This is a genomic window from Halosimplex yunnanense, assembly GCF_054504345.1.
Genome location: NZ_JBTJEL010000033.1, coordinates 252,594 through 265,920, shown reverse-complemented (window position 1 = coordinate 265,920; position 13,327 = coordinate 252,594). Strand labels below are relative to the sequence as shown.

Sequence of the window (13,327 nt, the reverse complement as noted above, 5' to 3'; positions counted from 1 at the left end):
TCAGACGTGCTCGTCGAGGAAGTCCACGACGGCGGTGTAGGCTTCGATCTTGTTCTCCCGCTTGGTGATGCCGTGGCCCTCGTCGTCGAAGACCAGTTTCTCGACGGGGACGCCCTGCTCGGCCGCTTTCTCGGCGATCTGTTCGGCTTCGCCGAGCGGGACCCGCGGGTCGTTCGCGCCGTGGAGGACGAACAGCGGCGCCGCGATGGCCTCGACGTTGTTGATCGGCGAGACCGATTCGAGGAACTCCCGGTCCTCCTCGAGCGATCCGTACTCGGCCTCGCGCAGTTCGCGGCGCCACGGGCCGGTGTTCTCCAGGAACGTGACGAAGTTGGCGATGCCGACGACGTCGACCCCCGCGGCCCACAGGTCGGGGTACTCGGTCAGCGCCGCGAGCACCATGAACCCGCCGTAGGAGCCACCCATCGCGACGACGCGGTCCGGATCCACGGCCTCGTGGTCGGCGAGCCACTCGACGGCGGCCTCGACGTCGGCCACCGAGTCCATCCGGTTGCGCACGTCGTCGAGGTGGGTGTACTCTCGGCCGTACCCAGTCGATCCGCGGACGTTCGGCTCGAAGACGGCGTACCCCCGCGAGAGGAAGTACTGGGTCAGCCCGCCGAAGGAGGGGCGGCGCTGGCTCTCGGGACCGCCGTGGATGTCCACGATCACCGGGGTCTCGCCGGCCTCCCACTCGTCGGGCAACGAGAAGTACCCCGGGATCTCCCGGTCGTCGAAGGTCGGGTAGCGCACCAGCTCGGGCTCGACGAACGTCTCCTTCGGGATGCCAGCGGTCGAGGCGTCCGTCCAGCGCTCGACCGCGCCGGTCTCCATCTCGACGACGTAGACGTTCGTGTTTTCCGTGCGGCCGGTGGCCGACAGCGCGAACCGCTCGGCGTCCTCGTCGAAGGCGACGCCGCCGGCGAGGTTGCCCGGCAGGTCCGGCGTCGGGAACTCGTCGATCTCCGTCGGCCCGGCGAGTGCGCCGACGGTCAGGTCGGTGTACCCGTCGACGTTGCGCGAGTAGACGAGCCGGCCGGTCTCGTCGTCGAGCGCGACGCCCCCGACGTTCCACTCGCCGCCGTCGGCCACGGTGTCGAGCGCGTCGGCCAACTCGGCCTCGTCGGGGTCGTCGCCGAGCGCGTCGACGTCGAGCCGCGCGAGGTACTTCGTGTTCGCCTCGTAGTCGGTGGTCAGGTAGAGCGCGTCGCCGTCGGGACTCCACTGGGCGCTCGTGAACCGCACGTCCCCCTCGTGGGGCGTAAGATGGCGCATCTCGCCGGATTCGATGTCGAGGACGTACAGATCCTGATCGAAGTTCCAGTGGGCCTGCGAGACGAGCAGGCGGTCGTCGTCGGGCGCCCAGCCGCCGGCCGACAGCCAGCCGTCGCCCTCGTGGACGAGCGTCGCCTCTTCGCCGGTCTCGGTGCGGTCCTGCACGTACACGTCGAAGACGGACTCGTCACGGCGATTCGAGGCGAACGCGAAGCGCTCGCCGTCGTGGGACCAGCCGCCCCAGCGGTGTTTCGCGTCGGGGTGGGCGGTGAGGTCGGTGATCGTCCCGTCGTCGGCGTCGAGCCGGTAGAGCTGGGCGCGCTCGTTGCCCCCCTCGTCCATCCCGAAGGCGAGTTCGCGGCGTTCGGGCGACCACGAGGCGAAGGTGACCCGCTCCTCGTAGAAGGTGCGCTGGACCGGCCACGACTCCGGTTCGTCGAGCGTCCAGACCTGCGGCGTGCCGGTCGCGTCGAGCATGAACGAGAGTGTGCCGTCGGGCGCGAACGACGCGCCGTAGGCGCTGCGCACGTTGAGATACCGGTCGAGATCGTACATACGGCGGGCAAGCGGCGGGACGGAGAAAGTCCTTCCGGGCGTTCGGTCCGCGGGGGCCGCTCCGCTTCGGTAGGCGTGAGAAACTGTGGCGGTAAGTCGCTGTTTTAGTACACGAAACTGTCACAACTCGGGAAACGTTGCGTCCCTTCTCCGATGGGCCGTCAATAACGAAACGGTGGTCTCTCCTAGGCGAACTCGCATGTATCGTGCACTCGCGATCGTCTGCACAGTCGCCCTGGTCGCCCTCGCTGGCTGCGGCGGACCAGGTCCCGGAGCCGAAACAGAGACGGCCGCCGTCGGCGACGACGGCGGCGTCGGCGAATCCCCCGACGGAGGCGACGGCGGGATCGGCGACGAGACCGTGACTGAAGAGGACCTGATGACCGAAACCCAGGCCGACGACGGTGCCGGTGAAGAGACCGACGAAGGGGGCGTCGGTGACGCCACCGAAACCGACAGCGGCATGGACGAGACGGAGACCGACGAAGGCGTGATCGGCGAGACGGACAACGAGACCGACGGTGGCATGGACGAGACCCCGACGGAGACCACCGCGGAGAGCTAGGAAGTTCGTTTTCGCGCGCGGTTCACCCGAGCGCCTGCACTGCGCAGTCGGCGTAGCGCAGGCGCAATCGCCGCTCCGACGCGGACAGGTCCCCCGGAACGGACGCGCCGCAGGCGTTCCGGTTGGGGACGTGTTTCTCACGGAGTTCGTCCGACGCCCAGAGGTAACTGCCGATCATCGGACTCGCAACGACGGTGCCACCGTCGCGTTCTGCGGCTCCGTGGGCGTGGTTCACGCCGAGGGCGTGGCCCACCTCGTGGAGCACCAGCTGGGTCGCCGCGGCCTCGACCGAGTACGGCACGATCTCCGGCGTCTTGTCGGCCGGTGGCATCCGCGCGATCGCTGCCCCACCGGTCACCGCCGCGACGTGCGGTCGAGCGTAGCCCGCCGGTTGCCCGGTCGGGTCGCCGTCGGTGACGAGCAGGTTCACGTCGGCCACGGGGTCGACTGCGCCGACGCCCACTGCGCCCTCGACGACCCTCGTCGGCCAGTGGACCGCGAGGACGTGTCGTCCGCCCTCCGCCGGGAGCGGAACCGATTCCGGGGCGAAGTCGACTTCGACCGGGCCGACGGCCGCCTCGAGGGCGTCGGTGAGGTACCCCTCGACCCGGGATCGGAGGTCGTCGTGCGCGGCGGCCGCGTCGCTGAACCAGACGCGAACGACGACCGGGTCCGCCGGTCGTGCGGCCCGCCTCCCGACGACGCCGAGCGACAGGGCCGCGCCGACACCCGCGAGGAACCCCCGTCTGTTCACTACCCCTCTGATACCCAGTATCACTCATAAGCGTTCCGGCCAGGTAGGTTCGTCCTACGCCCGGAGCCGGCCGAGGACTGACCGCAGTACCGCGGTCCTACCCGTCGTCGGAGGGATGGAGGGGATTTTTGACACCCGGTACCCTCCTCGGTCGTATGCGCGTCGCGTTCGTCTCGATGGAGACGACTCACTATCGCGACACCGAAGGCGCCCGCCGGTTCGAACGCGTCGCACGCCACCTCGCCGCCCGCGGTCACGACGTGACCGTCTTCTGCACGCAGTGGTGGGACGGCACCGACGAAACCGTCGAGCGCGACGGTGTCACCTACCACGGCGTGACGATTTCGCCTGCGCTCACGTCCTTCGCCGTCCGCATTCCCGCCCTCCTCGCGCTCTACGACCCCGACGTCGTCCACGCCCGCCCGGAGCCACCGGTGACCGTCCTCGCCGCGGGCCTCGGCGGCACCCTCGCGCGGGCGCCGCTGGTCGTCGAATGGTTCGGCGACGAGTCCGTCGCTGCCTCGCGATTCCACGAACGGGCCGCCACGTTCCCCGAGATGGTCGTCACCCCCTCGGAGATGGTCCGCACGAGCGTCCGCGAACTCGGCGCGACCGAAGCGACCTCGCAGGTGATCCCCGAGAGCATCGATATGTCGCTCGTCCGCGAGACCGAACCCGCCGAGGAGACCGACGTGGTCTACGCCCACCCGCTCGACGAGAGCGCCAACGTCGAGAGCTTCCTGCTCGGCCTGGCCGAACTGCGGGACCGCGACTGGACGGCGACCGTCGTCGGCGACGGCCCCCAGCGCGAGGACTACGAGCGACAGGTCCGCGACCTGCGGATCGACGATCGGGTCACCTTCGCCGGCGCCTGCGACCGCGAGGAACGCGTCGCGCTCTACAAGGGCGCCCACGCGTTCGTCCAGACCGCCTACCGGGAGTACTTCGCCACTGAACTGCTGTGGGCGATGGCCTGTGGCTGCGTCGGCATCGTCGAGTACCAGGCCGAATCGAGCGCGCACGAACTCATCGAGGAGGCCGAGCGGAGCTTCCGCGCGACCGACCCCCAGCAGATCGCCGACGCCGTCGTCGACGCCGGCGAGTTCGACCGCCTGACCGTCGACGAGGACTGGGCGGCGTTCGACCGCGACGCCGTCCTCGAACGGTACCTCCAGACGTACCGCGACCTGCAGGCCGAGTACGGACTGTTCTGACGGGCTGGGACCGCCTCGCGGACCCCTTCGAGCCACTCGCCGACGGACCCTTCCCGCTCGGCCGCCTACGTGGACGTCGATGATCCCACCGCTCGTCCGCCGCTGCCCCGAGTGCGGCAAGATCGGGTTGGTACGGTCGTTCGCCGCCGTCGACGGTGACAGCGAGGGCGACCGCCGAACGGAGAGTGACGCCGACCGTCCCACCGGGATCCACGGCGGCAACCGGGTCGAATGCCCTCGCTGCGGCCACCGGTTCCGAACGCTCGCGAACCCGGTGTTGAACTAATCGACTGGACGGGGAAGTTACGGCTCGGGTCGCGCCGGCGGCGAGTCGCTGTTCGCAGTCGCTGGGCCGCGCAGCCTGCCGATTTCAATTTCAATAATCCGGCCGACCGAGTTATATCGGGCTAGTCGCCTCTTGCTGGTGTGCATGGATATTCCGATCGGCCTCGTCTGGTATCACTTCTGGTCGTCGGCGCTTGTGGGGTTGCTGGGGCTAGCGTCGATGCGTTTGATTTCCTCGCGGTACTCACCGACGGGCCGCGATGGCTCTACAAGCTGGATCTCCTCACGGCGTGTCTGCTTACTGCTGTTGTTGTCGGTGTGGACGCATATCTTCGCCGACGTGATCGAGCACGACTCCCTGCCGATGATCGGGAGCGGTCTCGGCGGACTGATCGACGCACTCCGTAGCGTCGTCTGAACGGTCGGCCGCTATCGGTCGTCGAACGTCGCTCGGACGAACAGCCACTCACCACCGCTGAGTTGGTCGCCGAGGACAGTGTCGTCCTCGACCGAGAAGCCGGCTTCTTCCAGCAGTTCGAGGCTCCGCTCGCGACCGTGGAAGCTCCACTGCATCGCCGCGCCGCTGTCCAGCCAGTCGTCGTTCTCTCCTTCCCAGTCACCGACGCCGGTAGTCAGCAGTAGCTTGCCACCTGGTCGGAGCACGCGGGCGAACTCCGTGAAGACGGCCTCGTGGTGCTCGCGTGGAACGTGGATGACCGAGTGCAGCGCGGTGAGCGCGTCGACGGCGCCGTCGGCGACCGGCAGCCGCGTCAGGTCGCCCCGGACCAGTCGCGCGGCGGGTGCGCGCTCGCCGGCGAGAGCGAGTTGCTCCGACGAGAGGTCGATCCCGACGGTCTCGTAGTCGTCGGCCAGCGTTTCGAGGACGGTGCGGCCGCCGCCGCACCCGGCGTCGAGAATCCGGGCGCCCTCCGGGAGGTCTGCGACGAGCGACTCGACGAACGGTACCTCGTCGGCGCCGTCCCGGTCGGCGTCGTACGCCTCGGCCACGCCGTCGTACCCGTCCATGACGGCGCGGGCCCACTCGTCGCAGTCGCGGGCGCCGTCGGCCGCCCCGTCACCGGTCGGCGTCTCGTCAGTCATACCTGCGAGTGCCGGAAGACAGCGGGAAAAGGTTACCGGGCGATCGTCACCAGTTCTCACCCGTCCGGAAACCGGTCGAATTCTCTCACTCGTCGGCGAAGCGGTCGGGGATTCACTCGTCGGCGAACCGATCGGGATCGGTCGCGGCCTGCGCGACGCGGACCGCGGCGACGTTCTCGTGGGCGTCGTGGACGCGGATCACGTCGGCGCCGCGCTCGGCCGCCAGCGCCGTCCCGGCGACCGTCTCGTCGAGCGCGCCCTCGCGCCCGCCTTCGGTCAGCTCGAACATCGATTTGCGGGAGTGACCGACCAGCACCGGACAGCCCAGCGCTGCGAGTTCGTCCAGCCGGCCGAGCAGTTCGAAACTCTCCGCCGCGGACTTGCCGAACCCGAGCCCGGGGTCGACGAGGATCTGCGAGCGGTCCAGCCCGGCCTTCTCCGCGAGCAGGACGCGCTCGGCGAGGTAGTCGATCACGTCCGAGACCACGTCGTCGTACTCGACGCTCGTGGTCGGATCGACCGGCGCCTCGATGCTGTGCATGACGACGACCGGCACGTCGTACTCGGCGGCGACCAGCCGCATCTCCGGGTCTTCCAGCCCCGAGACGTCGTTGAGCAGGTCCGCGCCCGCGTCGAGCGCCGCGCGAGCGACGGCCGCCTTCCGCGTGTCGACGGAGATCATCGCGTCCAGATCCGCCAGTTCCTCGACGACGGGGACGACGCGGTCGATCTCCTCCTCGACGGGGACGGGTTCGCCGCCGGGCCGGGTCGATTCGCCGCCGACGTCGAGGATCTCCACGCCCGCCTCGACCATCTCCTCGGCGCGCTCGCGCGCGGCGGCGACGGAGTTGTACTCGCCGCCGTCGTGGAAGCTGTCCGGCGTGATGTTGACGATGCCCATCACCGCGGTTCCGTCTTCCCACGGGTAGCCGCGCTCTGTCGCGTCATCCCCGTCCACAGAACCGGCAGCGCCCCGAGTCGCGACCGCTGTCTGCTCGTTCGGCGTCGGTCGCCCCTCCAGTGCGGTCCGGATCTCCGCGGCGAGCGGTTCGAGGCCGTCCTCCCTCTCTGCGAGGTCGGCGACGAGGCGGTCGAACTGCGCCCGCGTCGCCATCAGCACCGCGTCGACGGGCTCTTCGTCCTGGTCGGAAAGCGCCGAGAGCGCGCACTCGCCGCCGAGCGCGCGCAGTTCGGACTGCAATCGGCGGGCCTGCCGGGGACGGAGTCGCATTCGCAGGACGCGGTGGACCGCGTCGCCGCTCGCCCCGGCCGCGTCCGATGCGGAGACGTGCGCGCGCTCCAGCGTCTCCCGGGCGGCGTCGAGCGAGTCGACGCGCGCGGGCACGGCGGGTCGCGCCCAGCGAGCGCGGGCTTCGGCGACGGCGTACAGCGACCCTGCGACGACCACGGCGTCGTCCGGGCCGGCGGCCTCCAGCGCTCGGTCGAGCGCGCCCGCGACCGACTCGTGGGTGTCGACGGCGGCGTCGGTCTCCTCCTCGAACGCCTGCGCGATGACCGCCACCGACTCGGCGCGGTCGTGGTCGGGCCGGCAGGCGACGACCTGCGAGGGATCCGCGTCGGCGAACGCCGCCGCGATGCCGCGGTGGTCCTTGTCCGTCATCGCGCCGGCGACGAGGTACAGGTCGTCGTAGTCGAACGTCGACAGCACGTCCACGGTCGTCTCGCACCCGCCGGGGTTGTGCGCCCCGTCGAGGACGACCAGCGGGTCCCGGCCCATCACCTCGAACCGCCCCGGCCAGTGGGCGTTGCGGAACCCGCGCTCGATGGCCTCGGCCGGCAGGTCCGCGTCGAGTCTGTCGGCCACCTGCCGGACGAGGACCGCCGCGACCCCCGCGTTGCGGGCCTGATGCGCGCCCAGCAGCGGGAGGTGGGTGTCGACGACCCAGTCCCCGTCATCGTCGTTCTCGCCGTCACTCATGCCAGCGCCGCCGCGACCGTCGATCTCGACCGCGCCCTCCAGTCCGTCGCGGCCGCCGTAGCTGACCGTCACGTCGGGGTCGTCGGCGTCGTCCCACGCCTCGTCGGCGACGGTCACTACGTCGTCGACCTCGTCGCGGATGGCCGCCAGCGCGTCGCCCGTCGTCGCCGTCACGAGCGGGGCGTCGGCGGGGGCGACGCCGGCCTTGTCGCGGGCGATCTCGCCGACGGTGTCGCCGAGCAGGTCGGTGTGTTCGAGCGTGACCGCGGTGACCGCGCTCGCGATGGGGTCGACGACGCTTGTCGCGTCGAGCGTCCCGCCGATGCCGACTTCGAGGACGGCCACGTCCACGTCCTGCCGGGCGAACTCCCAGCAGGCCATCGCCGTCACCGTCTCGAAGAACGTGGGCGAGGCGCCGTCGACGGCCCGGTCGGTCGCGTACTCGCGGAACTCGCCGACGAACTCGGTGACCGCCGACTCGGTGATCGGCCGGCCGTCGACGCGCACCCGCTCGCGGACGTCGGAGAGGTGCGGCGAGGTGTACAGCCCGACCGAGAGCCCGGCCTCTCGGAGCGCCCGCTCGACCATCCGGGCCGTGCTCCCCTTCCCGTTCGACCCCGCGACCTGCACGCACCGCAGGTCCTCGTGGGGGTCGCCGAGGTGGGCGAGCAGCTCCCGCGTCGGGTCCAGCCCCGGCCGCGGCGCGAACCGTCGCAGATCGAAGAGAAAGTCCGCCGCCTCGTGAAACTCCATGCACGTGCGGTTCCAGATGGGCCCGCTTAGACCTGTCGGACTCACCAACGAGCGGGCCGCGACCGTCGACACAGTCGTCACAGAACGAGTCGCTCCGTCCGGCGTGGCGCCCGGCCTACAGTGACCGCCGCTCGACCGCCGGGTCGATCCCCGCCGCGTCCATATCCATCCGGATCCGCTCGCGCAGCGGCGTCGGCACGGTGTCCCGGCCCACCGGGACGGCCGTCTCGCCGCCCTCCTCGGGCGGCACCTTCCAGTAGATCACGCAGTCGCTCGGCGCGTAGTATTCGACGCTGTAGCGGTCGCCCTCGCCCTGATAGTGGACTCGCGCGGCCGATCCTTCGACGCGCCAGCCTTCTCGTTCGGCGAGGCCGTCGAGGGAGCGAGCGGACTGGCCGTCGCGCTCCCGTTCACTCATCGTCGCGGTCGTCGACCGGGCCGTCGACCAGCGGGTCCCGCGTCGGGTCCTCGCTGAACTTCCGGACCGCCGCCGCGACGACGGCGAGCGCCGCCAGCCCGACGAGCGCGCCCACGTCCGAATCGTTCCTCGCCCGGCTGGCGGTTCGAGACGGGTCGGTCCCGCTTGCGTCGTCGCTCGTGTCCGCGTCGCGCTCGTCTTCGGCCACGTCCCGGGCGTGGCGGACGGTCTCGTCGACCTGGCGGTCGGCGTACTCCTCGCGCTCGCGGCTCGGCGCCTTCGCACGGCGGCGGGCCTCGGGGACGTCCCCGGTCACGTTCTCCGGCGACGGCGAGGTCGACTCCTCGTCGTCGCTCCCGATCTTGTCGCTTGCGACGTCTTTCGCCTTCCCGAGGTAGCGGTACGCGAGGAAGCCGACGACCGCGAGGACGGCGAGCGCGATGCTCCCCTTCAGGAGGATCGGTTTGAGCTTCGACTTCCAGCCGTCGTCAGAGTCCTCCTCGCCCGGTGACGGGACGGGGCCGCCGACCGGATGTTCATCGCCGGGGCTCGGCGTGTCGGTCGTCCCTGTCCCGGTGGTAGTCCCGACCGGGATGCCGGTGTCCGAGCCGTCGGCCTCGACCGCGTCGTCGACGAGGTCGGTCCCGGCGTCGTCGTCAGCCGTGCCGACATCGCCGGCGTCTCGGCGGTCGGTCGCGTCGCTCTCGTCGCGCGGATCGCGTCCGCCGTCGGTGAGTTTCTCCATCTCCTCGTCCGAGAGCAGACGCTCGACGAACCCCCCTACGGGCGACTCGTCGAGGTCGATCCCCAGCAGCGTCTTTCCCATGTCACGTCGTTGGGGCGTCACCCGGAAATAACTGCGTGGTCGGGCGGCCCGGCCGGGCGCTCAGTTCCGCTCGGCGACCCGCTGGTCGTCGGGCCCTTTCCGGAGTTCGTCCTCGCCGATGGAGGCGAGTTCGTCGTCGATCGCGGAGACGCTGTCGCGATGGACGCCCTCCTCGTCCATGATCCGTTGCATCCGCTGCTCGAACTCGAACTCGGAGACGTCGCCGTCGACGTAGCGGTCCTTGAGGCGCTGGATCCGGTCCTCGGCGCGCCGGTCGGGCGAGCGGGAGTCGAACCGCTCGACGAACTCGGCGAGGCCGACCAGCCGCGCGAGTTCGCTCTCGCGCTCGACGTAGGAGGCGACCTGCCCCAGGCGGACGCTGGCGAAGCGAGTCCGCTCGCTGACGGCGGCGGACGCCCGCGTCGCCAGCCCGGCCGCCGCGGCGACGAGCGACACCGCGGCGCCCGGAACGCCGACGACGACGCCGACGAGAAACAGCGGCAGTAACGTGGCGAGCGTCGACGCACCTCCGATGCCGAGCGCCGCCCAGAGCACCCACATGGCGACGCCGAGGACCGAGACGACGGCGAGCGTGCCGAAGACGAGCGACAGGGCGACCGTCGCGAGGAGGTGGTTCCGAGCCCAATCCGTGAGTCCCATGTCTCCGTTCACGTCGCGAGCACACCTAAGGACACCGGCCGGTCCGCTGTCGGGCGGTTGCAGGCCGAATCGATTCCGCGGATTGACTTACAGTTCGACGGTCTCGCGCGCCTCGGCGAGCAGTTCCTGCGGGTCGACCGCCTCGTCGCGCTCGCTGCTCTCGATGGCGGCCTCGACGAGGGCGACCGACTGGAGGTTCGACTCCACGTCGGTCGCCATCGGCTCGCCGCCGTCGAGCCAGTCGACGAACTGCCCGACGAGCCAGGTGTTCGCCCAGAACTCCTGCTCGTCGAGAGGAACCTCCTCGCCCTCGACTTCGTTCGTGCCGCCGACCGTCTCCTCGGCCTGGTCGTAGGGGTAGCGCGTGATCTCGCGGCCGTCGAGGACGAGCGTCTCGTCGCGACATTCGGCGCGGACGTAGTCGTTGCCCCAGCCGTTGAGCGTGGTCGCGTTGGCCTTCGCGCCCTCCCAGGTGGCGCGGACGCCGTTCTCGAAGCGCAGCTGCACCGTGGCCTGCACGTCGTCCTGATACTCGGCCCATTCGGGGAGCCAGGTGTCGGCGTACAGCCGCTCGCACTTCGCCCCGGCCATGTCCGCGAGGAAGTCCAGCTGGTGAACCGCGCCCTCGACGAGCAGCGGGTTGTCCATGTCGTGCCGGAAGGCGCCCCACGTGCCGTACGTGCGGGCGTTGCAGGTGAACCGGCCGACCAGGTAATCGAGCGGGCCGGGCTCGCCCGAGCGCAGGCGCCGGCGCATCGTCGTCTTGTCGCGGTCGAACCGGTGGCTCATCGTCACGCCCATCTTCAGGTCCGCGCGGTCGACCTTCTCGGCGATGCGGACCGACGCTTCGAGCGTGTCCGCGATGGGTTTCTCCGAGAGGACGTCCAGGTCGTGTTCGATAGCGGCGTCGACGACCTCCTCGTGTGTCCACGGCGGGGTCACGACGGTACAGAAGTCGGCGTCGACCTCCGCGAAGGCGGTCTCGGTGTCGGTGTAGCAGTCCTCGGGGTCGACGCCGAGGTGCTCGACGGCGTTCTCGTGTGCGTCGGCGTCGACGTCGACGGCGGCGACGACGTCGATCCGTTCGTCCTCGACGTGCGGCGGCAGGAACGATTCGCACCAGCGGGCGCCCTGCCCACCGGTCCCCACTTGAATAACGCGGTACGTCATACCCTATCGCGCGCCCCATCGGACCGTAAGTGGTGCGATCGCGGAAGGTCGACCGGGGGGACGGTCCGAACGCTCCGGCGCTCAGTCGTGACGGAACGCGCGCTGGCCGGTCATGACCATCGCCATGTCGTGTTCGTCGGCGGCCTCGGTGACGATGTCGTCGTTCTTCGACCCACCGGGCTGGATGACCGCCTCGATGCCCGCCTCGGCGGCCTTCTCGATGCCGTCCGGGAACGGGAAGAAGGCGTCAGAGGCCATCACGGCGCCCTCGGCGGACTTGCCCTCGGCGTCCTTCTCGGCTTTCATGCCGGCGATCTCGACCGCGTCGACGCGGGAGACCTGTCCGGCGCCGACGCCCACGGTCTCGGTGCCCTTCGCGAAGACGATCGCGTTGGACTTGACGTGCTTGATGGTCTGCCAGGCGAAGAGCAAAGCCTCGATCTGCTCGTCGGTGGGTTCGCGTTCGGTGACGACTTCGAGGTCGTCGGCGGTCAGCGACTGCGTGTCGCGCTCCTGGACGAGGCGGCCGCCGACGAGCTTCTTCTCGGTGACTGCCTCGGTCACGTCGTACTGGTCGGAGACGTCGAGGACTCGCAGGTTCTCCTTCTCGAAGAGCGTTTCGAGGGCCGCGTCGGTGTAGCCGGGCGCGACGACGACCTCCTTGAACGAGTCGATGATCTGTTTGGCGGTGGCCTCGTCGCACTCGCGATTGAGAGCGACGATGCCGCCGAAGGCGCTCTTGGGGTCGGTCGCGAGCGCGTCGGCGTAGGCGTCGGCGAGCGTGTCGGCGGTCGCGCAGCCCGCGGGGTTGGTGTGCTTGATGACCGCCGCGGCGGGCTCGTCGAACTCCTTGATGAGATTGAGAGCGCCGTCGGCGTCGTTGTAGTTGTTGTACGACAGCGCCTTCGCGCCCTCGTTGAGCTGGTCGGCGTGGACGACGCTGGCCTCGTCGACCGTGTTGTCGGCGTAGACCGCGGCGTCCTGGTGCGGGTTCTCCCCGTAGCGCAGGTCCGCGGCGCGGTCCTCGGAGCTGAACAGGCGGGCCGGCAGGTCGCCCCCGGTGTCGGCGTCGACGGACACCGTGTTCGCCTCGTAGTCGACGGTCACGTCGCCGTCGGCGAACCACTTGACGGCTCGCGGGTAGGCCTTGAACTCGCCCTCGTAGAGGACGCGCTCTTTGAGATCGTCCTCGTCGTCGCCCTCGTAGACCGGGATCGGCTCCTGCGTGACGACCGGCCCGCCGTCGACCTCCTCCTCGACGATCTCGCCCTCGTCGTCGATGGCGTTGGTCACGACGTGGACCGTGCAGCCGACGACCTTCGCGCCGTAGTCGAGCGCGTCGCCCCACGCGTCCATGCCGGGGAACGACGGGAGCAGCGACGGGTGGACGTTCAGCGTCGTCGGCGCCTCGTCGAGGAACGTCTCCGACAGCAGGCGCATGTAACCGTCGAGGGTCACCAGTTCGAAGTCGTAGTCGGCAAGCGCGTCGAGGACCCGCTCCTCGTGGTCGCGGCGGTCCTCGCCCTCCTCGCGTTCGACGACTTCGGTTGGGATCCCGCGCTCGGCCGCCGCGTCGAGAACGGGCGCGCCGGCGTCGTTCGTGAGGATCACGGCGAACTCCGCTCCTCCCGGGGAGCGGTCGGCGATGTTCAGTAAGTTGCGTCCGCGATTGCTTGCGAGTCCCGCGAGTTTCATGTTCGGAGGGCCGTCGGCCCCGCGCAAAGTAGTTGCGAATAGGCGAAGACACAGTCGACACAATAGACAACAGACCATCTGGACATGTCATTTGTAGTAACAAGATCTGAATGGGAT

Annotated in this window: 13 protein-coding genes; 4 read left to right on the top strand and 9 right to left on the bottom strand. The window is 69.9% G+C overall.

Going from position 1 to position 13,327, the window contains the following annotated elements:
- Positions 1-1,830 carry a S9 family peptidase gene (locus AB2U09_RS10090; RefSeq protein ID WP_459192588.1) on the bottom strand — a complete coding sequence of 610 codons (1,830 nt, stop codon included), beginning with the start codon at positions 1,828-1,830 and terminating at the stop codon, positions 1-3.
- 199 nt (positions 1,831-2,029) lie between these two features.
- Here AB2U09_RS10090 and AB2U09_RS10085 point away from each other — a divergent pair, with 199 nt between their 5' ends.
- Positions 2,030-2,395, top strand: a complete 366-nt coding sequence (locus AB2U09_RS10085; RefSeq protein ID WP_459192587.1) for a hypothetical protein — start codon at positions 2,030-2,032, stop codon at positions 2,393-2,395.
- Positions 2,396-2,417: 22 nt separating this feature from the next.
- Here AB2U09_RS10085 and AB2U09_RS10080 read toward each other — a convergent pair whose 3' ends face one another.
- Positions 2,418-3,149 (bottom strand): hypothetical protein, encoded by a 732-nt coding sequence (locus AB2U09_RS10080; protein ID WP_459192586.1) that lies wholly within the window; start codon positions 3,147-3,149, stop codon positions 2,418-2,420.
- 155 nt (positions 3,150-3,304) lie between these two features.
- Here AB2U09_RS10080 and AB2U09_RS10075 point away from each other — a divergent pair, with 155 nt between their 5' ends.
- From AB2U09_RS10075 to AB2U09_RS10065, 3 genes are all read left to right on the top strand, one after another.
- Complete coding sequence (locus tag AB2U09_RS10075) at positions 3,305-4,363, top strand: glycosyltransferase (RefSeq protein WP_459192585.1); 1,059 nt, start codon at positions 3,305-3,307, stop codon at positions 4,361-4,363.
- 79 nt (positions 4,364-4,442) lie between these two features.
- A complete protein-coding gene (locus AB2U09_RS10070) occupies positions 4,443-4,649 on the top strand; it encodes a hypothetical protein (protein ID WP_459192584.1) in 207 nt (68 codons plus the stop codon).
- A 144-nt stretch (positions 4,650-4,793) separates the two neighbouring features.
- On the top strand, positions 4,794-5,066 hold the full coding sequence (locus AB2U09_RS10065; protein ID WP_459192583.1) for a hypothetical protein: 273 nt from the start codon (positions 4,794-4,796) through the stop codon (positions 5,064-5,066).
- An 11-nt stretch (positions 5,067-5,077) separates the two neighbouring features.
- Here the strand turns inward: AB2U09_RS10065 and AB2U09_RS10060 are convergent, their stop codons facing one another.
- The 7 genes from AB2U09_RS10060 to purH form a co-directional block, all read right to left on the bottom strand.
- The gene (locus tag AB2U09_RS10060) at positions 5,078-5,749 is read right to left on the bottom strand and encodes a class I SAM-dependent methyltransferase (protein WP_459192582.1); all 672 of its coding nucleotides are present in this window, start codon (positions 5,747-5,749) and stop codon (positions 5,078-5,080) included.
- A 112-nt stretch (positions 5,750-5,861) separates the two neighbouring features.
- Positions 5,862-8,441 carry a dihydropteroate synthase gene (gene folP, locus AB2U09_RS10055; RefSeq protein WP_459192581.1) on the bottom strand — a complete coding sequence of 860 codons (2,580 nt, stop codon included), beginning with the start codon at positions 8,439-8,441 and terminating at the stop codon, positions 5,862-5,864.
- A 115-nt stretch (positions 8,442-8,556) separates the two neighbouring features.
- A complete protein-coding gene (locus AB2U09_RS10050; RefSeq protein WP_459192580.1) occupies positions 8,557-8,859 on the bottom strand; it encodes a DUF7538 family protein in 303 nt (100 codons plus the stop codon).
- Positions 8,852-9,685 carry a hypothetical protein gene (locus AB2U09_RS10045; RefSeq protein WP_459192579.1) on the bottom strand — a complete coding sequence of 278 codons (834 nt, stop codon included), beginning with the start codon at positions 9,683-9,685 and terminating at the stop codon, positions 8,852-8,854. Before AB2U09_RS10045 ends, AB2U09_RS10050 begins: the two co-directional genes overlap by 8 nt.
- 60 nt (positions 9,686-9,745) lie before the next feature.
- On the bottom strand, positions 9,746-10,345 hold the full coding sequence (locus AB2U09_RS10040) for an SHOCT domain-containing protein (protein ID WP_459192578.1): 600 nt from the start codon (positions 10,343-10,345) through the stop codon (positions 9,746-9,748).
- A gap of 87 nt (positions 10,346-10,432) precedes the next feature.
- Positions 10,433-11,515, bottom strand: a complete 1,083-nt coding sequence (locus AB2U09_RS10035) for a Gfo/Idh/MocA family protein (protein ID WP_459192577.1) — start codon at positions 11,513-11,515, stop codon at positions 10,433-10,435.
- Positions 11,516-11,596: 81 nt separating this feature from the next.
- Positions 11,597-13,210, bottom strand: a complete 1,614-nt coding sequence (purH, locus tag AB2U09_RS10030) for a bifunctional phosphoribosylaminoimidazolecarboxamide formyltransferase/IMP cyclohydrolase (protein ID WP_459192576.1) — start codon at positions 13,208-13,210, stop codon at positions 11,597-11,599.
- Positions 13,211-13,327 lie beyond the last annotated feature (117 nt).

Excerpts from the sequence above, each read along its gene's own strand:
- AB2U09_RS10090 (WP_459192588.1), bottom strand. The coding sequence starts at position 1,830 with ATGTACGATCTCGACCGGTATCTCAACGTGCGCAGCGCCTACGGCGCG.
- AB2U09_RS10085 (WP_459192587.1), top strand. The coding sequence starts at position 2,030 with ATGTATCGTGCACTCGCGATCGTCTGCACAGTCGCCCTGGTCGCCCTC.
- purH (WP_459192576.1), bottom strand. The coding sequence starts at position 13,210 with ATGAAACTCGCGGGACTCGCAAGCAATCGCGGACGCAACTTACTGAAC.
- AB2U09_RS10070 (WP_459192584.1), top strand. The coding sequence starts at position 4,443 with ATGATCCCACCGCTCGTCCGCCGCTGCCCCGAGTGCGGCAAGATCGGG.
- AB2U09_RS10075 (WP_459192585.1), top strand. The coding sequence starts at position 3,305 with ATGCGCGTCGCGTTCGTCTCGATGGAGACGACTCACTATCGCGACACC.
- AB2U09_RS10050 (WP_459192580.1), bottom strand. The coding sequence starts at position 8,859 with ATGAGTGAACGGGAGCGCGACGGCCAGTCCGCTCGCTCCCTCGACGGC.
- AB2U09_RS10060 (WP_459192582.1), bottom strand. The coding sequence starts at position 5,749 with ATGACTGACGAGACGCCGACCGGTGACGGGGCGGCCGACGGCGCCCGC.
- AB2U09_RS10035 (WP_459192577.1), bottom strand. The coding sequence starts at position 11,515 with ATGACGTACCGCGTTATTCAAGTGGGGACCGGTGGGCAGGGCGCCCGC.
- AB2U09_RS10040 (WP_459192578.1), bottom strand. The coding sequence starts at position 10,345 with ATGGGACTCACGGATTGGGCTCGGAACCACCTCCTCGCGACGGTCGCC.
- AB2U09_RS10045 (WP_459192579.1), bottom strand. The coding sequence starts at position 9,685 with ATGGGAAAGACGCTGCTGGGGATCGACCTCGACGAGTCGCCCGTAGGG.
- AB2U09_RS10065 (WP_459192583.1), top strand. The coding sequence starts at position 4,794 with ATGGATATTCCGATCGGCCTCGTCTGGTATCACTTCTGGTCGTCGGCG.
- folP (WP_459192581.1), bottom strand. The coding sequence starts at position 8,441 with ATGGAGTTTCACGAGGCGGCGGACTTTCTCTTCGATCTGCGACGGTTC.